The following is a 22468-nucleotide window of genomic DNA, read 5'->3' on the forward strand; positions in this document are numbered from 1 at the left end:
CTCCTTTGTGTGAGCTTAAGTTAAAGAGAGCCTAATTAAATATTAAGGGGATGTTTAACGGCAACATGGATAATTTGCTTAATTTATGCATGCAAGAGGATGATCAATATTTGCAAGTTCTAGCCTATAATACATTTTTATATGTTTCAATTAAAATGAACGAGATACTTTATAAAAAAAATTATAAGTATAAAGAATTTCTAGATTCAATAAAAGTACTACGGAAACAATCTCTTTTGGGTAATGTTAACGAAGCTTATATAGATTGCCTGCAGTGTTCTCATAATAAATATCCAAAAATAATAAATAAAAATCTTGAAAAAATATCTAATCTTAGAAAACTTAAAATATCTGACAAGATAAAAAGAAATGAATATATGGCTATATTGGATAACCGAATTAAGTATGTCATTAAACAGTATAACTTAGTTAATAAAGAAGATTTTGTTTTAACATAAAAAATTTCCTCAAAAATATTAAAAATCACGTCTTAAAAATGTGATTTTTTGCTCTAGTTTTTAGTTAAGATTCGCATAACTAAAAATAAAAGGGGCAAACTATGACAACTATACCTAAACGCTGGTTAACTACAAAGGATGTTGCGCTTGAATATGGAATTTCTATAAATACGCAGGCGCAATATCGTATGAGAGGGATAATCCCGCATGTGAAGATAAATAGAATAATAAGATATGATAGATACAAGCTGGATCGGTGGTTTGAAAAACATACCGTTGAAAGCAAGGAGGTGCTATCGTGAATCATAGAAAGTTTCCCCATAAAGTATCTGTTCGCCTTAGTGACAGCGAAAAAGAAAAACTTGAGCTTAATGCGTCTTTATCTGGTCTTAAGGTATCCGCCTATATTAGACATATTATGTCAAATGCCAGGCCCCCTATCCATAAATTTGATCAAACTTTGGTAGTTCAGGTAGCAAAAATAGGCAACAACCTAAACCAAATCGCAAAGCATGTAAATATAGGCAAGGCCATAGATGGTGTTGTTTTAAGGCAAATAATTGATGTCAATAAAAAATTAGACGACTTAATACGATGAAGGTAAATCTAAGAGGTTAAGTATGCTAGTAAAATTCTTTAAAACTAAAAACGGTGGCAGTACTGCCGGAATTGGTTATCTTTTAAATTGTAGGGTAAAAGATAAAACGGCGTTTGTTTTAAAAGGTTGCGAAGCGGTTACCAGGCAGATAGTATCCAACATAACTAAAAAACAAAAGCTCTGTATGGGTTGTCTAAGCTTTGAAGAATCTGACATTGATTTGGATACCAAGCAAAAAATAATAGATGAATTTGAAACATTGCTACTCGGAAGATACAAAGAGAGATTTAATATCCTTTGGGTGCAGCATGTAGACAAAGGAAGATTAGAATTAAATTTTGCTGTTCCTAAAATTGATTTAGAAAACAACATGGCTTTTAATCCTTACTACCATAGGGTAGATAGGCCACTAATCGATAACTGGCAAAACTACATAAATTTAAAATTCGGATTTACCGATCCCAAAGACCCCGTCAAAGCTCATATGCTTCAAGGATCAAGAAAAGAGATTGGTGTTATCAAAGACTACATCGAGCTAGAAAAAATACTGACCGATAAATTTATAAATCAAGAATTTACTTGCAGAGACGACATCTTGAATGCTTTAAAAAGTAGCGACATAGATATAACTAGAATCGGCAAAGACTATATATCGGTCAAATTACCAAATAGCAAAAAAGCAAAAAGATTCAAAGGGGATATGTTTAGTGAGGAATTTAGAGACTTTGAGAGCTTGGAGCAACTCCGAGGTAAAACTGAAACAAGAGCAACGGAATTTAGAAATAGAGCAGATGAACAAACGAATATCGACGCTTCAGGACGAAGTTTTATATTTGCAGACTATCTTAAATCTAGGCTCTCTTTAACTTAAGCTCACACAAAGGAGTATTAAGTTACGATGAGAACTATGTTCTTGAAAAGTAACGAGCGTAGCGAAGTTAAAAAACAAATATATAGTCCGTTCCCGAATTTCAGAGAAGAAATTTAGAGAAATTCTCAAGTACTTTACAGAAGACATAGAAGCATCAAAGATATCAAATTTAACTAAAATTTCAGAAGTAACGCTATGTAAAATCTTTAGGGAAATAAGAATTCTTATGTCTAAAGAGTGTGAAAAGATAAGCAAATTTAGCGGTGAGATTTCCAGCTCGCAAGCTCGCCTAGAAGCTTCGCTTTGAGATTGATGAAAGTTACTTCGGAGCTAAAAGAGTAAGAGGCCTTGTGCTCGCACTCTCTTTGAGAAAAGAGGTAGAGGCGCAAGTGGAAAGCAATCGGTATTTAACTTCGCTTAGCGTCGCTTCGCTAGCTACCGTCGCCTAATGGCTCGAGACCGCTCGTTACTGCGAGCAGAACGGTATGCTTAAAAGAGACGGTAAGGTCTATACCAAGACTAGTTAAAAACTGTTCTGCTAGTGAACTAATACCCATACTATCGCAATATAGCAAGCTTGATAGCTCTACTAAATATTTAGATTGTTGGAAAGCTTACGATGGCTTGGTTGATTATGGAGCTAAAGCACACTACAGAGTAAAACATTCAAAGAATGAATTCGCTAATGGTAAAAATCATATAAATGGCATTGAGAATTTCTGGGGATACGCTAAACATAGACTAGCTAAATTTAAAGGGATAAAGAAAGAGAATTTTCTGTTGCACCTAAAGGAATGCGAATTTAGATATAATACTAAAACTACACAGGAAAACTTATATCAGAAACTGTTAAAATTGATAAGAGGTCTTGTAAGTAGCAAGACGTAGTCGCAGCTAAAAATCCGCTTAAGTTTAATTGAGCCTAAATCTAATACAAAACGCCGTATCAAGCTAAAAATGAGCCTGGCGATACGATCGGAGCTTGGTATAAATTCGGATGTAAAAACGGCGATAAATTTACGGTATCCTTGATAATATCAACTCTAACAACGGAGCTTTGCAAGGCGCTTGGCGCGCTTAAATTTAAGCGCAAGCCGGGTCGTTTATCCGGCCGTGCCCGTAGTTGCGGGGTTGGCCTGCGATAAAATTTGAACGAGATAAGGCAAGGACCGGTAGACGAGGTAGCGCTAGTCTCAAGGCAGGCTACTTTAAAACGCGTAAATCTTATGCATTTTCCGGTAAAAATTTCGCGAAATTTATCGAGCACGAGTGTAATTTGCTCGCCCTATTAAAACAAGAAGCGCGTATTTTTGGCGCCCAAAAGGTTTTTGGCAAATTTGAGTTTTAAGGTAGGCTCAAAGCTTTTTGGGCCGGCAAAGCACGCTATATAAGGCTTGGTAGCAATACGGCACGAGCAACGAGAAGTTTGGCGAAATATGGCAAAAAGTAGTAAAATTTGGCGCTATAAACGAACGAATCGGCGCCGACGAAGCAAAAAACCTTACCGCATTTTTATGAATTTGCCGTATAAATTTAAATCGGCTCTCTTTAACTTAAGCTCATGCAAAGGAGCAGTAAGTTATGAGAACTATGTTCTTGAAAAGTAACGAGCGTAGCGAAGTTAAAAATATCTAAATTTTCAGGTGAAATTTCCAAGCCCGCCTAGAAGCTTCGCTTTATAAACCTGCTTGCAGCACCGCTTTCGTTTGTTTTAAAATAGATAAAAGCTACTTCGGAGATAAAAGAGTAAGAGGTCTTGCGCTTAGCTTCACTTCGTTTGCTACTGATAAGACGCACTCTCTTTGAGAAAAGAGGTAGAGGTATAGCAAATAAAACTTCGGTGCTTAGCGTCGCTTAGCGTCGCTTCGCTAGCTACCGTCGCCTAATGGCTCGAGACCGCTCGTTACTGCGTCTTGAAAAGCTACGAACGCAGTGAAGTAGAGCAGACGAGGATATACTAAACATAGATTATCTAAATTTAAAGAAATATTCTCAAGCATAGCGACGGTAGCGACCTCAGGGAAGCTAAGCAAAGAGAATTTCTTACTTCATCTTAAGGAATGTGTTCTGCTCTACTTCACTGCGTTCGTAGCTTTTCAAGACGCAGCTACGAGTGTAGCGAAGTAGAGTTTAGATATAATAACAATAAAGATACGAAAGAGCTCTATCATATTCTGCTAAAGATGATAAGAGAGAATTCGATTAAGTTTAATTGAGCCTTTAAATTTATCTTTCTCGGCTCTGTTTGCTAAATTTACTTCCGAAGTTTGAGCGTTTCGACTAAAGAATCAGCGAAATCCAAGCTTTTGCGCCCAAAAATTTTTAAGTTCGGATAAATTCGGACGCATCGGTTTTAACCTTGTCTATGCACGTTATCGCTCGCCCCAAAACTCGCACTCTCTTAAGCTTAGCCGATTTGATAGCGGTTCGGGCTTAGAAATTTACGGATAAAATTTAAAACCGCGGGTCAAATTTGCATCGGGCGGAAATTTGACGGCTTAGAAAAACTTAGCGAGCGTTGTCCCGACTAAATTCGGTCAAATTTAGCGCCGTCAAAACGCTGCGGAGCATGCCGCTTAAATTTGGCGTGCGCCGAGGGTGAAATTTGGGCTAAATTTGTGCCCTGATTTTTTCGTAAAGCGATAAAATTTCGTCTTTTTTGATGATAAAGCTGTTTTTGTTTGCGATGAGATGCGCGGAGCTGCGCATAATGGTCTCGGCGACTCTTAGCCCGTTTTGCTTCATTGTCGTGCCCGTTTCCACGACATCCACGATCGCGTCGGCTAGTCCGACCAGCGGAGCTAGCTCGATCGAGCCGTAGAGCTTGATGATCTTTAGCGCAGTGGCTTTTGCAGCGAAATAGTTGCGCGAGATATGCGGCATTTTAGTGGCGATTTTTAGCTCGGGAGCGTTTAAATTTAGCTCCTCGCCCTCTTTGATGCCCACGCAGACGCGGCATTTGCCGATCTTTAGATCAAGCAGGCGCACGACGTCTGGACGGTGCTCATCGAGCACGTCAAGACCCACCACGCCGATATCCGCAGCGCCATTTACGACGTAGGTCGGGATGTCTTGGTTGCGAACCATTAGAAATTTAAAATCACCCTCGCTCATCAGCAGTTTTCTATCCTCAAACTCGAACGAGCTTTTAAAAATTTTCCTAAAAATATCAAGCGTCTCGTCGGCGATGCGCCCTTTTGGCAAAGCAACCGTCAGCATAAAATGTCCTTTTTTTGTTCGATTAGTTTTTGCATCCCGCGAAATACGAGCATACGATCGTAGATGCTGTCGGCAAAAAATCTCGATAAAAACTCGCCGTCGCCGCCCGTGAAGTAAATTTTCGAGCCGTTTGCCATGCTTTCGATGAGAAGCAGGATCGGTTTGATGACGCCGTAGCTTACCGCGTCGGCTGTTTTTTGCGGGAGCGCGTCGAGACTCACTTGCGAATTTAGCGAGATTTTTAACCGCGGAGAGATAGCTTCGCAGGCCTTTAGCACGTGTGAGATGCCGGGTATTATCGCGCCGCCAAGATGCATCGAGTTCATCATCACGTCTATCGTTATGGCGCTGCCCGCGTCGATGATGAGGCCGTTTTTGATCGCGTAGCAGCTAGCGATACGGTCGATGCCAAGACCCTCGTAGATGGTGTCCAGCTCAAAATACGGCTCTAAATTTACGAATTTGGGCAAATTTTGAAGCTTGCCCGTCATTTCGTCGTTTACGCTGATAAAATAAATCTTCTCGTCGCTTTTAAAATCTTTGAAATTTTCGAGCTTGATTTTGGTGATTTTGCCGTTTTCAAAGAAGGAGGCGTTGGTGTTGCCTACGTCACATAGAGTCATGTTTGTAGCCGTTTTCTTTCATCAAATTTGCGATTTTTGAGCAGATATCCGAGCTATAAAAAATAGCTTTTTTCTTAAAATTTACGCCCGTTTGTTCGGCGATCTTGCCTGCTATTTCATCAATCGCTTCAAATTCTTTGCTCAAAAATCTAGCCTTTGCGCTGCGAAAAAACAAAAGCGTATAAAACCCTTTCATATCGACGCCCGTAAGTGCGTCAAGGGTCTTTTTTTTGGTAAATTTATCAAGCTTTATCCAGCTTAAATTTTTCAAGATAATCTTTTTGGCTTCCAAAACTTGATAAATTTCTTGCTTCGTCATTTAAGCTCTAAGCTGGAATCGTCGTAGTAAAATTCTTTCGCGCCGGCGAAAATTTGGCTCTTTACTTCGTTTGAGAGCTTGTAAATTTTGGCATTGTCAAGCGCAAGATCGGTCTTGATGAGGTAGCCCGTTTTTTCCATTATATAAAGCGAGCCGTTATGCGCGGTCGCGCTTGAAAAGATGGCGAATTTAAAATCTACGTCCTTGATCTTTTGCAAATTTAGGTTGCTAAGCACGATCTTGCCGTCTTTTAGCAGGATATATACATACTCGCCGTTTATGACTATATCTTTGATCTCACCGTTATAATAAACCGTTTTTTCGGGACTTATCGAGACGATACGCTTGCCTGTGGCGGCTATCATCGTGTCGTTTACGACGTCAAGCGATATGATGTTGTTAAAAAACTGCTCGCTGCTCACGACCACGTCGCGTAAAATTCGGCCTTGGTTTTTATCCGCGATCATAATCTTGCCGTCAAGCGTCGGGAAAACCACGAGCGAGCTCATAAAAAACGGCGCCGCGACGCGAGAGTCCTGCGCGTAGACGTTTGAGCTCTCAAACTCGAGCAAGGTATCGTTTGTCGCGATGTCGATGAGGTAGATGACGTTGCCTGCGCTTAAAAGGGCTAGCTTATCGCCCTCAAGCGCGGCCGAGACGATAGCCTCGCTAAAGTTTCTTTGAAATAAAATTTCATTCGAGCCGTTTGCGACGATCAAATTTCCCTCTAAATCGGAGCTGATAAATTTACCGTCGGCTGAATTTAGCAAGGTTGCGCCCTTTGGCAGCTTTATCTCCGGCGAGAGTAGGCCGTTTTTAGTTATCGCCATGCCGTTTTTTAACACCGCTCCGTTTAGGCTCGTAGTCGCGATGTTAGCCGGTAGTCTGTTTTCTGAAATTTTTTCATTTTGCACATCGGTCGGCTCGAAATACTGCCTTTTCGTGCTGCATCCGCCAAGCACCGCAACACAGAGCGCAGCCGCTAAAATAGCTTGAAATTTTCTCATTTTGCGTTTCCTTGATAGTGTTCTAAATTTTTAACGATGGATTGGAGTTGCGAATTTAACGGAATTTTTTTAAATTCGTTTTTTGCTTCGTCGATTTTGTTTTCTTTCATCAGCTCGTAGCCTCTGACGATAGCCTTATACGAGCTTAAAATTTGACCGCTAGGCTCGTTTAGCTGGGACTTTACGATGTCTTTTAAGAGCGGATCGATCTGCTCGTTTGCCAGCGACTTTAGCGCGTTCGTGTCGTTGTTGTCAAGCGCTCTTTTAAATTCGTAAAGCGCGTAAAGCGAAGCGTCTTTTTGCTTTAGCTCGGATTTTGCCTGTTCGTCTTTCGGATTAAGTATCAGCTTTGCGTAAGCGGCGTTTGCGGCTTTAAATTCTTTTTCTTTCAAGACGCCGTTTATGTAGTATCCGGCCGTGCCGACGACGCCCAAAACGGCTACCGCGATAATAATTTTTTTATATTTTTTAAAAAATCTTTCGCTTTTTATTATGTTTTCTAAAAATTGCTCCTGAGTATTTAACTCTTCCTTTATAGAATCAATATCATCTTTGATAGCCAAGTTTTTTCCTTAAATTTTAGTTATTGAAAGTTTGTAATTGTAGCATAATAAATATAAAACAGCATAAAAATCAAGGCAAATTGTGTTATAATGCGGGAAAATTTAAAAATTTAACGAGGTTTTATGCAGATAGACGATACGTTATTAACCAAACTTGAAAAGCTTAGCTCGCTCAAAGTCGAGAGCGATAAGCGAAAGGAAATCGAAGGTCAGCTTAGCGAAATTTTGACCTTTGCCGGGATACTGGACGAGCTTGATCTAAGCGCTTCTAGGGCGGTCGTAAGCTCTATAGAGGGCGGAACTCCGCTAAGAGAGGATGTGAGCGTAAGCTCGGACGTGATAGAGACGATACTAAAAAATGCTCCGATGAGCAGCGGGCACTTTTTCGTCGTACCTAAAATAATCGAATAGAGTAAAAACATGGAAGAAAACGAGAAATTTAACACCAGCCTTGAAGTACTGTTAAAAACAGTTGTTCATAATAAAGCGAGCGACTTGCATATCGTATCAAGAAGCGAGCCGCAAATCAGAATAGACGGCACCTTAAGGCCGCTAGAGCTTGGAGTTTTGAGCGGACACGACATACAAGACATCTGCTATGCGCTCATAACCGACGTGCAAAAAAGCGAACTCGAAGAAAACAGAGAGCTTGACTTTGCGATAGAGCTTCCCGGCGTCGGACGCTTCAGAGGCAACTACTACTACACGATGAACGGCGATTTGGCCGCTGCGTTTCGTATCATCCCGACTGAGATTCCTTCGCTGGACGATCTTAAAGCGCCTAATATCTTCAAAGAAGTCGTAAAACGCGAAAAAGGAATGATACTGGTCACCGGACCTACGGGTAGCGGTAAATCGACTACGCTTGCGGCTATGCTAAACGAGATAAATTTAAACGAAAGAAAGCACGTAATCACCGTAGAAGATCCGGTGGAGTTTGTTCATACGAATAAAAAAGCTCTTTTTTCCCACAGAAACGTAGGCACGGATACGCAATCTTACGCTAGAGCTCTTAAATATGCTCTGCGCGAGGATCCCGACATTATCTTGGTCGGCGAGCTTCGCGACAGAGAGACTATATCGACCGCGATCACGGCGGCCGAGACCGGACACTTGGTATTTGGCACTTTGCATACGAACTCGGCTATCCAGACTATCAACCGTATCATAGATAGCTTCGAGGGCGGCGAGCAGCTTCAGGTGCGAAATATGCTCTCCGTTTCGCTAACGGCGGTCATATCTCAAGCTCTACTTCCTAAAATCGGCAGCGGACGACTTGCCGTGCATGAAATTTTAATAAACAATAATGCCATAGCAAACCTTATCCGTGAAAATAAAGTGCATCAAATTTACTCTCAGATGCAGTTAAATCAACAATCTACGGGTATGATAACGCAGACCCAGTCTTTAATGAAAGCCATTAGGGCAAATCAGATAACCAAAGAGATGGCGATGAGGTACTCTACAAACCAACAAGAGCTCGGCGGACTGCTAGGTATATAATGGATTTTATTACATTATTCGACGTAGTCGTAGTTTCGCTGGTTTTGATACTTGGCATAAAAGGCGTGATAAGCGGACTGATAAAAGAAATTTTCGGCCTCATCGGATTAATCGGAGGCATCGTCGTGGCTAGTAGATTCGGCGTTAGGGTCGGTAATCTAATAAGCGACAAAATTTATAAGCTAGACGGCGATTCGGTTCTGTTTTTTGCGGGATTTTTAACGACGCTTATCGTATTTTGGGTGGTTTGCCTGGGTATCGGCGCGTTTTTATCCAAGCTGGTCGGACTAAGCGGGCTTGGATTTTTAGATAAGCTGGGCGGATTTGCCGTCGGAAGCGCCAAAATTTTCCTAGTTTTTGCGGTGCTAATCGTAACTATTTCAAATATTCAAATTTTAAACAATAAAATCGAACCTTACTTTATAGGGAGCAGGCTGTATCCGATTTTGTTGGATGCGGGTAAATGGATAATGAATGTGGATGTAAAAGGCATAGCAAGCGGAGTTGGAAATATCGAGACGCCGTTTGACGCCTCGATGCAAGAGCAAAGGCTAAATTTAGAGATAAATTCGACGATTAAGGAGTAAAAATGACGATTGAAAATTTAGAATACGATGCGCTTCTTGAGAAATTTAAAAAAATTTTGAGAGAAAACGGACTAAAATACACGCAGCAACGAGAAGTTTTACTAAAAACGCTTTACAATAACGACGAGCATTTCACTCCCGAGAGGCTTTATTTTTTCATCAAAGAGACTTATCCGGAGCTAAACGTGGGTATCGCGACCGTTTATAGGACGCTAAATTTGCTCGAAGAAGCCGAGATGGTAACCTCTATCAGCTTCGGCTCGCAAGGTAAAAAATTCGAGCTCGCTACCAAGCCTCACCACGACCATATGATATGCCGCAGATGCGGAACTATCATCGAATTTGAAGACTCGACGATAGAAAAAAGACAGGCAAATATCGCAAAAGAGCACGGCTTTAAGCTAACGGGGCATATGATGCAGCTTTACGGGGTATGCAAAGAGTGCGGTGCCAAAGAGACAAAGGGCGGCAAGTGATATTTGAAAATCAACTGGAGATACAAAGACTAGAGACCGCAAACGAACTAAGAGATATCGGCGTAAATCCTTATCCGCATTTTTTGCGTCGCGATATGGATATAACTAAATTTAGACTCAAATTTAAACATATAATCGACACCGAAGAAAAGAGCGCCGAAGGTCAGCTGGTAAGTCTCGCCGGGCGCGTTAAGCTCATCAGGGACGCGGGCAAGGCGATATTTGCCAACATCGAGGACGAGGACGGCAATCTTCAAATTTACTTTAGCAACAAAACTCTTGATCCCGATTGGTTTAAGGTCGTAAAGAAAAATATCGAGGTTGGCGACATCATCTACGTGCGCGGATACGCTTTCGTTACTAGAACGGGCGAATTTTCGATGCATGTTAGCGAGCTGACATTGGCATCAAAAGCCGTTTCGCCGCTTCCCGAGAAATTCCACGGACTAACGGACATCGAGACCAGATACCGCCAAAGATACCTCGATATGATAATGAATCCAGAGGTCAGAGCCGATTTCAAACGTCGCTCCGTCATCGTTAGCACGATCCGCAGATTTTTCGAGGATAAAGGCTTTTTAGAAGTCGAGACTCCGATGATGCACCCGATCCCGGGCGGAGCTAACGCCAAGCCTTTCGTCACGTTTCATAACGCGCTTGGAGTGGAGAGATTTTTACGCATCGCGCCCGAGCTTTATCTAAAGCGTCTCATCGTTGGCGGTTTTGACGCGGTTTATGAGATGAATAGAAATTTCCGCAACGAAGGTATGGACTTAACGCATAATCCCGAATTTACAAGCATAGAGTTTTACTGGGCGTGGCACACTTATCACGATTTGATGGGGCTAACCGAGGAGCTATTTAACGTACTTCTTGATAAACTCGATATGCCTAAAGTTATCGAATTTGACGGTATGCAGATCGACTTTAGCAAGCCGTTTAAACGCATAACCTATAAAAAAGCGCTTGTTGAGATCGGCGGATTGGACGTTGAAACCATAAGCGATAAAGACAAAATTCTAGCTAAGCTTAAGGCCGACGGCTTTGAAGCGAATGCCAAACTTGATCTGGGGCGCTTACAAGCCGAGCTTTTCGATAACTACGTAGAAAGCAAGCTAATCGATCCGACTTTCATCATCGATTATCCGATATCGATCAGTCCGCTTTCTCGCAGAAGCGACGCAAACCCCGATATCGCCGAGAGATTTGAGCTATTTATCGCCGGACGCGAGCTGGCTAACGGCTTTAACGAGCTAAACGATCCGATCGATCAATACGGCCGCTTCGCTTCGCAAATCGAAGCCAAAGACGCGGGCGACGACGAAGCTCACGAGATGGACGAGGACTACGTGAGAGCGCTGGGCTACGCGATGCCTCCGACGGCCGGGCAGGGTATCGGCATAGATAGGCTCGTGATGCTACTAACCAATAAAAAATCTATCCGCGACGTGGTGCTTTTCCCTGCGATGAGACCGTTAAAAAACGAAACGAAGGAGAATCGATGAGCTTGCAAAGCTACGATAAAGAAATTTTTGATTTAGTAAATTTGGAGCTAGAGCGCCAGTGCGACCATCTCGAAATGATCGCTAGCGAAAATTTTACCTATCCCGAGGTAATGGAAGCGATGGGCTCGGTTCTAACCAATAAATACGCGGAAGGATATCCCGGCAAACGCTACTACGGCGGCTGCGAATACGCCGATCAGATCGAGCAGCTAGCGATCGATCGCTGCAAAGAGCTTTTTGGCTGCGAATTTGCAAACGTTCAGCCAAACTCGGGCTCGCAAGCTAACCAGGGCGTTTACGGCGCGTTTTTAAACCCCGGAGACAAAATTTTAGGCATGGATCTAAGTCACGGCGGACACCTCACTCACGGCGCAAAGGTAAGTAGCTCGGGCAAAATTTACCAGAGTTTTTTTTACGGCGTAGAGCTTGACGGACGCATAAACTACGACAAAGTGATGGAAATCGCTCAAATCGTAAAGCCGAAGATGATCGTGTGCGGCGCGAGCGCATATACGCGAGAGATCGAATTTAAAAAATTCCGCGAGATCGCCGATGCCGTCGGTGCGATACTCTTTGCCGACGTAGCGCACATCGCCGGTCTAGTCGTAGCCGGCGAGCATCAGAGTCCGTTTCCGCATTGCGACGTGGTGAGCTCGACCACGCACAAGACCCTTCGCGGACCTCGCGGCGGTATCATTATGACAAATAACGAAGAATACGCCAAAAAGATAAATTCGTCCATCTTCCCGGGCATTCAGGGCGGGCCGCTAGTTCACGTCATCGCGGCAAAGGCGGTAGGCTTTAAGCATAACCTAAGCCCGGAGTGGAAAATTTACGCCAAACAAGTTAAAGCAAACATCAAAAAGCTAGCCGAAATTTTAGTAAAACGCGGCTTTGATCTAGTTAGCGGCGGCACCGATAACCACCTGGTTTTAATGAGCTTTTTAAACCGCGAATTTAGCGGCAAAGACGCCGATATCGCGCTAGGAAATGCAGGCATAACGGTAAATAAAAATACGGTTCCTGGCGAAACTAGAAGTCCGTTCGTTACAAGCGGTATCCGTATCGGAAGTCCGGCGCTTACGGCTCGGGGTATGAAAGAAGCGGAATTTGAGATCATCGCAAACAAAATCGCCGACGTGTTAAGCGATATCAATAACGCCGAGCTTCAAAGCAGGGTAAAAGCCGAGCTAAAAGAGCTTGCGAACAAATTTATCATCTACGATAAGGCGACTTATTGATGCAGAGCATAGATACGGCGCTAATCAAAATGAACACGAACCACTACTGGATAAAGCGCGATAATATAGTAAGCAAGATCGAGTATAAGGGACGGATGTTTTTTAATAAATTTGAGCTCATAAACGAGCCTCTAAGCTATCAGGTGATGAAAGATCACGACGAGGGCAAGATCACGGTCGCGCACTCGCTGATACTGCCTGGCGACAAGGTCGAAAATATCGTCTTTGACTACAACGGCAGGATGCCCGAGCGCTTTTGGCACCGAGCTCAGCTTTTGCTTCGCGAGGAGGGGTTTATAAATTTTACCGCCTACGAGAGCAAGACGCCGGGGCACTTGCACCTTTACGTGCACAAAGGACACACGACGCTAAACGAGGGCTATCAGATCGCAAATAAGCTATCTATGCTACTTAGCTCGCGTTTGGTTAAAGAGTGGAGAGTGTTTCCGACGATGGAAATGCCGAAAGAATTTAATATCTTGACATTGCCGTATAAGGTCTATCAAAAAGAGCGCGGCGCAAGCTGGTCAAAACATATGTAAGGAGTAAAAATGGAGTATAACGAGTTAAGAGACATTATGCTTGATAACAACGAAGACAAAAAGAGCAAAAACGTCAAGAGGATCCTTATCCTCGTCGCCGTTTTCGTCATTATCTTTTTGGGCGTTCTCATCGTGATGAAATTTTTAAATTCGCCCGAGACCGATGATCAGGTCGCGCAGCCTGACTCTAGACTGACTTTGCCGCCGGAGCCCGATAACACTCGAAGTATCCCGCAGCAAGTGAGCGTGCCTACCCCGCCGCCTAGCGAACCTGCACCGCAAATAGCGCAAACCAACGTCCCTCCCGTCGCTCCGCCTCCTCCGTCAGAGCCGCAGGCCCAGCAACCAAATCCTACTTTCGAGCAAGTGCCTATCGTGTCTGAAAATAAAGGACAAGACAGCTTTGAAGATATGGTAAAAGCGCTCAAAGAAAAAGAGGATAAAAGACAGCAAGAAGCAGAGACTGCCGCTCCTATGCCGACCGAGCCTGCGACCATACAAGGCGCTTTAAAGCAAAACGACGCTCCGAGCGCACAGCCAAGCGAGCCGAAATCCGAACCAAAACAGCACATAAGCGTCGTCAAGCCAAAAGAGCCTAAGCAAGAAAAAACGGCGAAACAACCTAAAAACGACGCGGCTAAAGAAAAACCGGCTAAACAAAAGCCGGCCAAACAAGCTCCTGCAGCTAGCGGCGGCGAGGCTCATAGCGGTAGCTACATACAGGTTTTTGCGGTCAAGCACTTTAATGAAAAAGCGCCTGAGCTTGGCAAGCTAAAAGCCGCAGGATACGCCTATAAGCTATATAGGACGAACGTAAACGGTAGCGAGATTATCAAGGTGCTAGTCGGCCCTTACAGCGGCGCTCAGCTAAAAAGCGAGCTTGCTAAGATCAAACAAAACACCGCTCCAAACGCTTTTATCGTAAATATAAAATGAAAATTTTCGCCGTTTTCGGCAACCCTATCTCTCACTCCGTTTCGCCGAGGCTACATAACCTAGCCCTCGGCGAACTGGATCTATCTCGCGAAGCCCTCTATACTCGCTATGAGCTCTCGGACGGTTCGCGACTCATCTCTAAATTTAAAGAACTAAAACTAAGCGGTGCAAACGTGACCGTCCCGCACAAAGAAGCCGCTCTCGCGCAGTGCGACGTCGCGGACGAAACGGCTGCTAAAATAGGCTCCGTAAATACCCTCGTATCTCGCAGCGGTAAAATTTACGGCTACAACACCGACGCGCCGGGATTTTTGAGAGCGATAGGAGGCTTTGGGCAGATAAATTCGGCTCTCGTTTTAGGCGCCGGCGGGACGGCTAGAGCGGTCGCCTACGCGCTAAAAAGCCGCGGCGTGCGAGTTTGCGTGCTAAATAGAAGCGAGGGAAGGCTGGCAAATTTTGCCGAATTTGAAAAATTTAGCTGGGCGAATTTCGCCGAATTTAAGTGCGGCAAATTTGATCTCGTCATAAATACGACCTCGGCGGGACTAAATGATGAAAATCTGCCCGCGCCCATCGAGATTTTACGCCCTCTTTTTGCTAAAGCCAAATTTGCCTTTGACGTGATTTACGGCAAAAAAACGCCGTTTTTAAATTTAGCCGCCGCTAGCGGGCTCGCGTGCAAAGACGGCTCGGAGATGCTGCTTTTTCAAGCGGTAAAGGCGTTAAATTTATTTTTTGAAGGCTCGCTTGACGAGGCCAAAATCGAAGCCTCGATGCGAAAAGCGCTGGCTCTTCGTTAAATTCGCTCGCTAGTTTTTAAAATTTTTCACTCCGCTTTTTTCGCGTTTCAATAGTTAAAATTTGGCTCAATTAAACTTAATCGGATTTTTAGCTGCGACTTGCGTTGCTACTTGTAAGGCCTCTTATTAATTTTAAGAGATTTTGATATAAGTTTTTCTGTGTAGTTTAAATTTGCATTCCTTTAGGTCCAACAGAAAATTCTCTTTGCTTAGTTTCCCTGCGGTCGCTACACTTGAGAAGATTCCTTTAAATTTAGATAATCTATGTTTAGCATATCTCCGTCTGCTCTACTTCACTGCGTTCGTAGCTTTTCAAGACGCAGTAACGACGATCTCGAGCCATTAGGCGACGGTAGCTAGCGAAGCGACGCTAAGCGAAGTTAAGCACCGAAGTTTTATTTGCTACTGATAAGACGCACTCTCTTTGAGAAAAACTCCTTTGGAAGTTTTTAACTTATCTTGAGTCTTAAATTTTTATAAATTTCCAAAAACTCTCTTGCGATAAATTCGGATTAAATTTGAGTTTGGCGCACAAAAAACGGCGCCGTATTTTTATTAAATTTCATAAAGTTCGCCGCTAGCCTTGAAATTTTAAAATTTACGGCGGACGGGCTAGATACTTGCCGTAGCCGCGCGAAAGCCGTGTTTCGTCAAAACAAGCAAAACCGCAAAGACGCTCGTAAATTATTTGCCTTTTTGCAACCAACTGCCGCTATATCGCTTAAATTTAGCCTTAAGACGCGAGCGAAATGCGCCCAAGAGCGGCGGAAGTCGGCAAATTTAAACCCGAGCTATAAGAACCGCTTCCGCGTCTTGTCGTTTTGGCGCCAAAAACGCGCATTGCCCGCTATTTGCGTCGCAGGCTAGCTTTGCAGCGGTCAAATTTGAAGCGAATTTATCCCTTTTTTCGCTTTTGCGCCAACTCTATGTAATAATCAATCTGCTCGCGTTTTAAAATGCGGATGAAGTTCGTGCTGCCCGCCACTCCCACGGGGTAGCCCGCCGTCATGATGTAGGACTTGTCGCGATCCACAAAGCCTAGCTCGGCGGCCTTGCGGATCGAGTTTGCTACGAGCAAGTCGAGGTCGTCTCTGCCCAGCACAAAGGCCGGCGTCACGCCCCAAGCGAGCGTCAGCTGATGCGCGGTCTCCTCGTCGTGCGTGATAGCGACGATGTCCTTGTTTGCGCGGTATCTGGCCATCTTGAGCACCGATTTGCCCGAGCTCGTGATCGAGACGATACTATCGACGTCCAGCTGCACGGCTAGTCTGGCAGAACTCGCCGCGACCACGTCTATATCGTCGTAGCGCTCGAATTTGTCAAATTTATTAAACGGATAAATTTGCTGCGTCTGGATGATCGTGTTTCGCATCGCCTGCACGACGGCGACTGGATTTTTGCCGATGGCGCTTTCCTCGCTTAGCATTACGGCATCGGTGCCGTCTAATACGGCGTTTGCCACGTCGCTGATCTCGGCTCTAGTCGCCGTTTCGTGCTCGGCCATACTTAGCATCATTTGCGTCGCGGTGATGACGGGCTTTGAGGCTTCGTTGGCCTTTTTGATGATGAGCTTTTGGATCGTCGGCACCTTGTAGTAGGGCACCTCGATGCCCAGGTCTCCGCGGGCGACCATAATGCCGTCGCTGGCCTCGATGATCTCGTCGATATTTTCCACTGCGTCGAATTTTTCGATTTTTGCGTAAATTTTAGCCCGCGAGCCGAAGCTTTGTAAAATTTCGCGCGCCTTTATGACGTCGTTTGCGTTTTGTACGAAAGAGATAGCGACGAAATTTACGCCGCTAGCGGCTCCAAATTTCATATCCTCAAAGTCTTTTGGCGTGATGACGTCGATGTTGATTTTTGTATTTGGGAAATTTACGCCCTTGTTTGAGTTTAAAATCCCGTCGTTTTCGATGCGCGCTAGCACTACGTTTTCGCCGGGGCACTCGATTTTGGCGCGGATCGAGCCGTCGCACAGATAGATATACTCGCCCTCTTTTAAAAGGGGTAAAATTTGAGGCTGATTTATGCTTATTTTATAGCTATGCTCGCCGTTTTTTTCGCCCAAGATTTCTTCTTTATGCACTTCTATCGCGTCGCCGACTTTTAGCCTAAAGGGCTCTTTTAGCTTGCCTACGCGGATTTTTGGGCCGCAGATGTCTTGAAAGATGCCGATTCGGTGTCCGATTTTGGCTTCGACGCGCCTTATTTTTTTGATCGTTTCTTTGTGGTATTCGTGCGAGCCGTGGCTGAAATTTAGCCTAAAGGCGTTTACGCCGGCAAGCGCCAGTCGTTCGATGACCTCTTCGCTCTGGCTGGCCGGTCCGATGGTGGCTAGGATTTTCGTCTTTTTTCTCAAAATTCATCCTTTTTGTTGAAGTGCCTAATTTTACATCAAATTTAAAAATAAATTTTGCCGCTTGAGGGGTTTGGATGTTTTTCAAACGGCTTTAAATATAATCGCGCAAATTTATTTTAAGGAGCAAAGATGAAAAAAAGTTTTTAGCTGTTTGGCTGCTTTTGGCTAGGCGCGAACGCCGCGGACAAAATCTATAAGCTAAAGCTAGTCGGCGTCTAAGAGAGCGCGACTTTGGTTTTAGGTGGCGCGGTGAAAGAATTTAAGCGTGCAGGCAAGACGCGAAGCGGCGGCGGGCTGGAGGCGAGGATAAGGCGTTCGTCCCGGCGCAAAGCGCCGTTTAGCATACGGGATTGTTAAGAGCGGCTAATACGATATCGGCTACACGGCGTCTTATTGCTACAAAGAGCAAGGACGCAGACGCTATGTTTTTGCAGCCGCGCCTTCGGTATGACGGAGGGAGAGTTTTGCGCATTATGAGTTTAGCGGCGGCAAGCAGCTGGAGGAAAAGTTTGCGATAAATACGATATCTCGGTCTTTAACGCGAGCGACATTGGCGCACAAACGGACGGTTGATTTAAAAAAGAGATCAAAAGCTTCGAGGCTCCCCGACTTTGGCGGCAAAGCGATCACGCGCGGGAGCGACGATAGTTTCGGCCGGCGAGCTATATACGGCGCTAAAGACGGTCGCTATCGACTCGGTCGGGCGGATGAGATTTGCGTTTGATACGGGTCTTGACTTTTAAGATCGCCAAATACTACGCTAGCCGGCAGGAGCCAAGCGCTCGGACTCGGTTTTTCGTAGGCAAACGACCTACGAGAAGCCGCCCGCCGACTTTCAGGCCTGGTCGAGGTCAAGCACGGCACGCTAACGAGTATCGGGCGAAGATGAGACGGAGCATCCCGATATCGAGTCGCTTTGTTTTTGCGGGACGTTACGGGCGTGCCTAGAAAAGCGATATCCTAGGCGAAGAGGCGGCGAAAGACTCGCTCTTTAGGAGATTTTGGACTCTCAAAGAGCGTTTTTAGCTAAGGCTCGCGAATGAACCGATCATATCCAAAACTACGAAATAACTTCTCGCCGCTCGTTTCGGGCGACTTAAATTTACGGCTTTTGGGTCGTGATTTTTTGTTTTTACGGAGCTTTTGTGCGCGGCGGGCTTGATTTTGCCTTTATTAAATTCGGCGGAATTTGAATCTGGCGGTGCTAAATTTAGCTTGATACCGGTTTTGGCACGGTGAAATTTAAAATTATATTTGGCTCTCTTTAACTTAAGCTCATGCAAAGGAGCAGTAAGTTACGATAAAAACTATGTTCTTGAAAAGTAACGAGTGTAGCGAAGTTAAAAATATCTAAGTTTTCAGGTAAGATTTCCAGCTCGCACAATCGCCTAGAAAACTTCGCTTTATATAAACCTGCCTGCAGCACCGTTTTCGCTTGTTTTAAAATAGATGAAAGCTACTTTAAAGCCAAGAGTAAGAGGTCTTGTGCTTAGCTTCACTTCGTTTGCTACTGATAAGACGCACTCTATTTGAGAAAAGAGGCAGAGGTGCAGCAAATAAAACTTCGGTGCTTAGCGTCGCTTCGCTAGCTACCGTCGCCTAATGACTCGAGACCGCTCGTTACTGCGTCTTGAAAAGCTACGAACACAGTGAAGTAGAGCAGACGGAGATACGCTAAACATAGATTATCTAAATTTAAAGGCATTAAGAAAAAGAATTTCTTACTTCAACTAAAGGAATGCGAATTTAAAACAGTAAAGATACGAAAGAGCTCTATCATATTTTACTAAAATTAATAAGAGAGAATTCGCTTAAGTTTAATTGAGCCTATATTTTTTAGGTGGAGCATCAAATTCGACGTTAAATTCGGAGGAATATTTACCGCCGAAACGCGGAATTTGATTTATTGATTTTACGTGACGGAGGCAAGAGCGCGGAAAAATAAATTCGGCCGCATTTTTGCGAGAATTAAATTTATAAAAGCAACCGGCTCGCTTCTGTCGTAGCCGAGCGTAAAATTTCATTTTGAGTTAGACGATGCTACGGCAAAATTTGCTTGCTTCACCAAATTTCGCATTTAAATTTAGGATAAAATTCGTAGTCGAGATATTGCGCTAAATTTGGCAAGGAATTTTGCCGTCTCGCCGAATTTGCATTAAATTCGGACGCAAAACATTACGAAAGCCGAGCAAGACTAAATGTATAGGATCAAACGAACGCCTTGGCTTTATCGGAAAAATAAGGCGCCGATTGCTTATGCGTATTTTACAACTTCGTTCTGCTATCAAGCGCTTTCATAAGCGAGAGGATGTCGATGTTTTCGAGATTTACGCCCGTGGGCACGCCTTGAGCTATCTTGCTAAATTTGACGTTTAGATCGCTTAATTTATCCTCGATAAAAATCATCACCGCGTCGCTGCTAAGCCCGGGCGTTAGCGCGAAAATGATCTCGGTTACGCCGTTTTGCACTATGACCGTGCGTAGTTTTTCGGTTTGCCCCTGCGTTATCTCCTCGAGCGCAAAGTAGCGCCCGCGGTAGATCGCGCTTTGCTCGAAAACCAGGATATCTTTGGGGCTTTCTACGACGGCCAGCAGCTCTTTGTCGCGGGTCTCGTCGCTGCAAATGTCGCAAATCTCATCCTCGCTAAGCCCGCCGCAAATTTGACATTTGCCCGTAAATCTCACGGCGTCCTCGATGCTTTGCGCGAGTTTTAGTCCGCCGAAGCTGTCCTTTAAGCAGACGTGATAGGCGTAGCGCTGGGCGGACTTTTTGCCCACGCCCGGCAATCGCTCAAAGGCCGCCACGAGCTCGTTAAATTTCTCAAGCCCTTTTTTCAACGCTTTCCTTTGGCTTGGTGCAAATTTTAAACGCGTGGTAGCCGTCTTCGTATGAGTATTTTAGGCTAAATTTGTGCATCTGGCAGATGTGATCGATGATGTAAAGACCTAGCCCCATACCGCCGCTTTTGTTGCCCTTTTCGCGGATAAAAGCCTGCAAATAGTATTCGATGGGGTTTTGCAGCGGTTTGCCTAGATTTCTCACGACGATGCCGTCTTTGTCGCAGATAACCTGCGCCTTTTTATCGTCGGCGTATTTTAGGGCGTTATCTATGAGATTTTTGATCGCAAGCGAAAAGAGCCCGAAATCTACGCGCAGCAAAATATCTTGACGGATATCTACGCTCACTTTTTCTTCAAATTTATCGAGCATCAGCATGTCGCGCGCCTGTTCAAGGATGTTTGAAAAGTATGACTCCTGATAGTTTAGAGCGTAGTTTTTAGATAGCAGCTGCTCGATCTTGCCAAACTCGTTTATGAGCATATCAAGGCGCTCAAATATCGCTATTAGGCGGCTTTTGTGCGTTTCGTTCTGCACCATTTCAGAGACTATGCGACCTTTGCCGATCGGCGTTTTTAGTTCGTGCATAATAGTGCGTAAAAACAGCTGGCGCGAGCGCAAAAGCTCCCTGATCTTGCTGGCTGCGGCGTCAAATTCTATCGCGACCTTGGCGATTTCGTCGTTGGAGTCGGGCTTGGCGATATTTACGTCCATGTTTCCGGCGCCGAATTTTCTGATATCCGAACTTAATTTTTTAAGCGGCATCAACGAGTTTATCACTGAAACGTAAAGCGAAATGAGAAGTGCGCTCGTGAGGATAAAGCCCACCCAGATGGGATCGTTTATGTTTTTGGTGTCATCGCTTTCAAGCAAAATTTGAAACGAAGGATTTTTGATCTGCAAATATAAACTATCCTGAAAAAGCAGCGACTGGAAGAGCCCCAGCTGCGTTTGCTTGGCAAATATGGTTTTGCCGCCGCTTAGGACGTTTGCGACGGTTTTGTCGCTTTTGACGTAGGTTAGTCCGAAATTTCTAAAATAAATCGTCAAATCGCTCGGAGGATTTGACTTTTCGTATGAGGCGATGAGGTAGTTTATCGCGTTTAGCTGCTTGTTTTTTATCTTTTCCAGCGCATTGTCCAGCTGGATGTTCGCAAACGTGTAAAACAAAATACAAACAAGCGAAAACGCCAGCGCGAAAACTACCGTTATCTTCGTTGTTAAGGAGTATCTCATCCTATGAGTTTATAGCCTATTCCGCGTACCGAAAATATATGTTTAGGCGCTTTTGAGCTGTCGCCGATTTTGGTTCTTAGTCTGCCGATGATGACGTCTAAGCTCTTTGAGTCCTTGTCTTTTAGGCTTTTGCAGTTATATACCAGCTGCTCGCGCGAAACGGAAAAGCTGTGCTGCTTGATAAGATAGCTTAAAATTTCATATTCGGCAGGCGTTAGCGTCAGGCTTTCGTTGTTGTAGTAAATTTCATGCCTGCGCTCGTCTATCCTAAATAGCGTATCCACGACCTCCTCTTGCACTTCGTTGGTCTTTTTGTAGCGGCGGATTAAGCTCATTATGCGTGCGTACATTTCCTTCGGATCGTAAGGTTTTGGCAGATAGTCGTCCGCGCCTAGTTGCAAGCCGACGACCTTGTCGCTGATGTCGCTGCGGGCCGAAGAGATGATGATAGGAATGTTGTATTTGCTGCGGATCTCTTTGCATACCTCTAGGCCGTCCATACCGGGCAAAGTAAGGTCCAGGATAAGCAAGTCGAAATTTTTTACTCCGGCGCTTAGCCCTAAGTAAGGATCTTCAAAATTAGTTACTTTAATATTAAAATCGCTTAGATACTCGGAGAGAATTTGCGCGAATTCAGGATCGTCTTCAATCATTAAAACATTAATCATTTTAAGCCTTTCAAGTAGATTTAACAAGAACTATTATAACCAAAAAATGTTAAATTTTTTTTCTAAATTTACATCTCTGTTTAAAATTCTCGCCTGTTTTGAAAATTTAGAAATAATA

At 44.2% G+C, this 22468-nt stretch carries 23 protein-coding genes and 3 pseudogenes; 16 read left to right on the forward strand and 10 right to left on the reverse strand.

Annotated features, from left to right (window positions below):
* Window positions 1-50: 50 nt before the first annotated feature.
* The 5 genes and pseudogenes from CRECT_RS02245 to CRECT_RS02265 all read left to right on the forward strand — a co-directional run bounded on the left by CRECT_RS02245 (window position 51) and on the right by CRECT_RS02265 (window position 2815).
* A complete protein-coding gene (locus CRECT_RS02245; protein WP_039888839.1) occupies window positions 51-458 on the forward strand; it encodes a hypothetical protein in 408 nt (135 codons plus the stop codon).
* A gap of 101 nt (window positions 459-559) precedes the next feature.
* Window positions 560-760 carry a helix-turn-helix domain-containing protein gene (locus CRECT_RS02250; protein ID WP_039888841.1) on the forward strand — a complete coding sequence of 67 codons (201 nt, stop codon included), beginning with the start codon at window positions 560-562 and terminating at the stop codon, window positions 758-760.
* Window positions 757-1056 (forward strand): plasmid mobilization protein, encoded by a 300-nt coding sequence (locus tag CRECT_RS02255; RefSeq protein ID WP_171992662.1) that lies wholly within the window; start codon window positions 757-759, stop codon window positions 1054-1056. Before CRECT_RS02250 ends, CRECT_RS02255 begins: the two co-directional genes overlap by 4 nt.
* A gap of 22 nt (window positions 1057-1078) precedes the next feature.
* A complete protein-coding gene (locus CRECT_RS02260; RefSeq protein ID WP_124853110.1) occupies window positions 1079-1927 on the forward strand; it encodes a relaxase family protein in 849 nt (282 codons plus the stop codon).
* Between the two features lie 82 nt (window positions 1928-2009).
* Window positions 2010-2815: pseudogene (locus CRECT_RS02265) on the forward strand (IS1595 family transposase).
* 1722 nt (window positions 2816-4537) lie between these two features.
* Here CRECT_RS02265 and hisG read toward each other — a convergent pair.
* The 5 genes from hisG to CRECT_RS02290 are packed head-to-tail and all read right to left on the reverse strand — an operon-like array spanning window position 4538 to window position 7658.
* The gene (hisG, locus tag CRECT_RS02270) at window positions 4538-5146 is read right to left on the reverse strand and encodes an ATP phosphoribosyltransferase (protein WP_004320112.1); all 609 of its coding nucleotides are present in this window, start codon (window positions 5144-5146) and stop codon (window positions 4538-4540) included.
* On the reverse strand, window positions 5140-5769 hold the full coding sequence (locus tag CRECT_RS02275) for a type III pantothenate kinase (RefSeq protein ID WP_004320092.1): 630 nt from the start codon (window positions 5767-5769) through the stop codon (window positions 5140-5142). The genes hisG and CRECT_RS02275 overlap by 7 nt, the downstream gene beginning before the upstream one ends.
* The gene (locus CRECT_RS02280) at window positions 5756-6088 is read right to left on the reverse strand and encodes a hypothetical protein (RefSeq protein WP_004320056.1); all 333 of its coding nucleotides are present in this window, start codon (window positions 6086-6088) and stop codon (window positions 5756-5758) included. The genes CRECT_RS02275 and CRECT_RS02280 overlap by 14 nt, the downstream gene beginning before the upstream one ends.
* Entirely contained in the window at window positions 6085-7095 is a 1011-nt protein-coding gene (locus CRECT_RS02285) for a PQQ-binding-like beta-propeller repeat protein (RefSeq protein ID WP_004320050.1), read from the reverse strand. Before CRECT_RS02285 ends, CRECT_RS02280 begins: the two co-directional genes overlap by 4 nt.
* The gene (locus CRECT_RS02290) at window positions 7092-7658 is read right to left on the reverse strand and encodes a tetratricopeptide repeat protein (RefSeq protein WP_004320101.1); all 567 of its coding nucleotides are present in this window, start codon (window positions 7656-7658) and stop codon (window positions 7092-7094) included. Before CRECT_RS02290 ends, CRECT_RS02285 begins: the two co-directional genes overlap by 4 nt.
* Window positions 7659-7781: 123 nt before the next feature.
* Between CRECT_RS02290 and gatC the strand changes: the two genes are divergently transcribed.
* From gatC to CRECT_RS02335, 9 genes are read left to right on the forward strand one after another with little or no spacing between them, the layout of a single operon-like run.
* Window positions 7782-8069, forward strand: coding sequence for an Asp-tRNA(Asn)/Glu-tRNA(Gln) amidotransferase subunit GatC (gatC, locus tag CRECT_RS02295; RefSeq protein WP_004320068.1), 288 nt, complete (start codon window positions 7782-7784; stop codon window positions 8067-8069).
* A gap of 9 nt (window positions 8070-8078) precedes the next feature.
* Window positions 8079-9161 (forward strand): type IV pilus twitching motility protein PilT, encoded by a 1083-nt coding sequence (locus CRECT_RS02300; protein WP_004320052.1) that lies wholly within the window; start codon window positions 8079-8081, stop codon window positions 9159-9161.
* The gene (locus CRECT_RS02305; RefSeq protein WP_004320108.1) at window positions 9161-9748 is read left to right on the forward strand and encodes a CvpA family protein; all 588 of its coding nucleotides are present in this window, start codon (window positions 9161-9163) and stop codon (window positions 9746-9748) included. Before CRECT_RS02300 ends, CRECT_RS02305 begins: the two co-directional genes overlap by 1 nt.
* Before the next feature lie 2 nt (window positions 9749-9750).
* Window positions 9751-10224, forward strand: a complete 474-nt coding sequence (locus CRECT_RS02310) for a Fur family transcriptional regulator (protein ID WP_004320130.1) — start codon at window positions 9751-9753, stop codon at window positions 10222-10224.
* Window positions 10224-11729: a lysine--tRNA ligase gene (lysS, locus tag CRECT_RS02315; protein ID WP_227932336.1), complete on the forward strand. Its 1506-nt coding sequence runs from the start codon at window positions 10224-10226 to the stop codon at window positions 11727-11729. Before CRECT_RS02310 ends, lysS begins: the two co-directional genes overlap by 1 nt.
* Window positions 11726-12970: a serine hydroxymethyltransferase gene (locus tag CRECT_RS02320; protein WP_004320095.1), complete on the forward strand. Its 1245-nt coding sequence runs from the start codon at window positions 11726-11728 to the stop codon at window positions 12968-12970. The genes lysS and CRECT_RS02320 overlap by 4 nt, the downstream gene beginning before the upstream one ends.
* A complete protein-coding gene (locus CRECT_RS02325) occupies window positions 12970-13512 on the forward strand; it encodes a DUF1882 domain-containing protein (protein WP_004320117.1) in 543 nt (180 codons plus the stop codon). The genes CRECT_RS02320 and CRECT_RS02325 overlap by 1 nt, the downstream gene beginning before the upstream one ends.
* Before the next feature lie 9 nt (window positions 13513-13521).
* A complete protein-coding gene (locus CRECT_RS02330; RefSeq protein ID WP_004320058.1) occupies window positions 13522-14448 on the forward strand; it encodes an SPOR domain-containing protein in 927 nt (308 codons plus the stop codon).
* Window positions 14445-15248 carry a shikimate dehydrogenase gene (locus CRECT_RS02335; RefSeq protein ID WP_004320104.1) on the forward strand — a complete coding sequence of 268 codons (804 nt, stop codon included), beginning with the start codon at window positions 14445-14447 and terminating at the stop codon, window positions 15246-15248. Before CRECT_RS02330 ends, CRECT_RS02335 begins: the two co-directional genes overlap by 4 nt.
* A gap of 88 nt (window positions 15249-15336) precedes the next feature.
* On the opposite strand, the pseudogene CRECT_RS02340 reads toward CRECT_RS02335, so the two are convergent.
* Both CRECT_RS02340 and pyk read right to left on the reverse strand, forming a co-directional pair.
* Window positions 15337-15524: pseudogene (locus CRECT_RS02340) on the reverse strand (hypothetical protein); the annotation flags it as partial.
* Window positions 15525-16143: 619 nt separating this feature from the next.
* Window positions 16144-17607 carry a pyruvate kinase gene (gene pyk / locus CRECT_RS02345; protein WP_004320090.1) on the reverse strand — a complete coding sequence of 488 codons (1464 nt, stop codon included), beginning with the start codon at window positions 17605-17607 and terminating at the stop codon, window positions 16144-16146.
* A gap of 611 nt (window positions 17608-18218) precedes the next feature.
* On the opposite strand from pyk, the gene CRECT_RS12910 reads away from it, so the two are divergent.
* The gene (locus tag CRECT_RS12910; protein WP_004320134.1) at window positions 18219-18350 is read left to right on the forward strand and encodes a hypothetical protein; all 132 of its coding nucleotides are present in this window, start codon (window positions 18219-18221) and stop codon (window positions 18348-18350) included.
* Between the two features lie 927 nt (window positions 18351-19277).
* Window positions 19278-19432: pseudogene (locus CRECT_RS02355) on the forward strand (IS1595 family transposase); the annotation flags it as partial.
* Window positions 19433-19872: 440 nt separating this feature from the next.
* On the opposite strand, the gene recR reads toward CRECT_RS02355, so the two are convergent.
* Genes recR through CRECT_RS02370 form a run of 3 tightly spaced genes read right to left on the reverse strand, consistent with a single transcriptional unit; the run spans window position 19873 to window position 22350 of the window.
* Window positions 19873-20445, reverse strand: coding sequence for a recombination mediator RecR (gene recR / locus CRECT_RS02360; protein ID WP_004320065.1), 573 nt, complete (start codon window positions 20443-20445; stop codon window positions 19873-19875).
* Window positions 20429-21682 (reverse strand): ArsS family sensor histidine kinase, encoded by a 1254-nt coding sequence (locus tag CRECT_RS02365; RefSeq protein WP_004320070.1) that lies wholly within the window; start codon window positions 21680-21682, stop codon window positions 20429-20431. Before CRECT_RS02365 ends, recR begins: the two co-directional genes overlap by 17 nt.
* Window positions 21679-22350: a response regulator transcription factor gene (locus CRECT_RS02370; protein ID WP_002948262.1), complete on the reverse strand. Its 672-nt coding sequence runs from the start codon at window positions 22348-22350 to the stop codon at window positions 21679-21681. Before CRECT_RS02370 ends, CRECT_RS02365 begins: the two co-directional genes overlap by 4 nt.
* Between the last annotated feature and the right edge of the window lie 118 nt (window positions 22351-22468).

This window comes from Campylobacter rectus (assembly GCF_004803795.1).
Taxonomy (GTDB): Bacteria; Campylobacterota; Campylobacteria; order Campylobacterales; family Campylobacteraceae; genus Campylobacter_A; species Campylobacter_A rectus.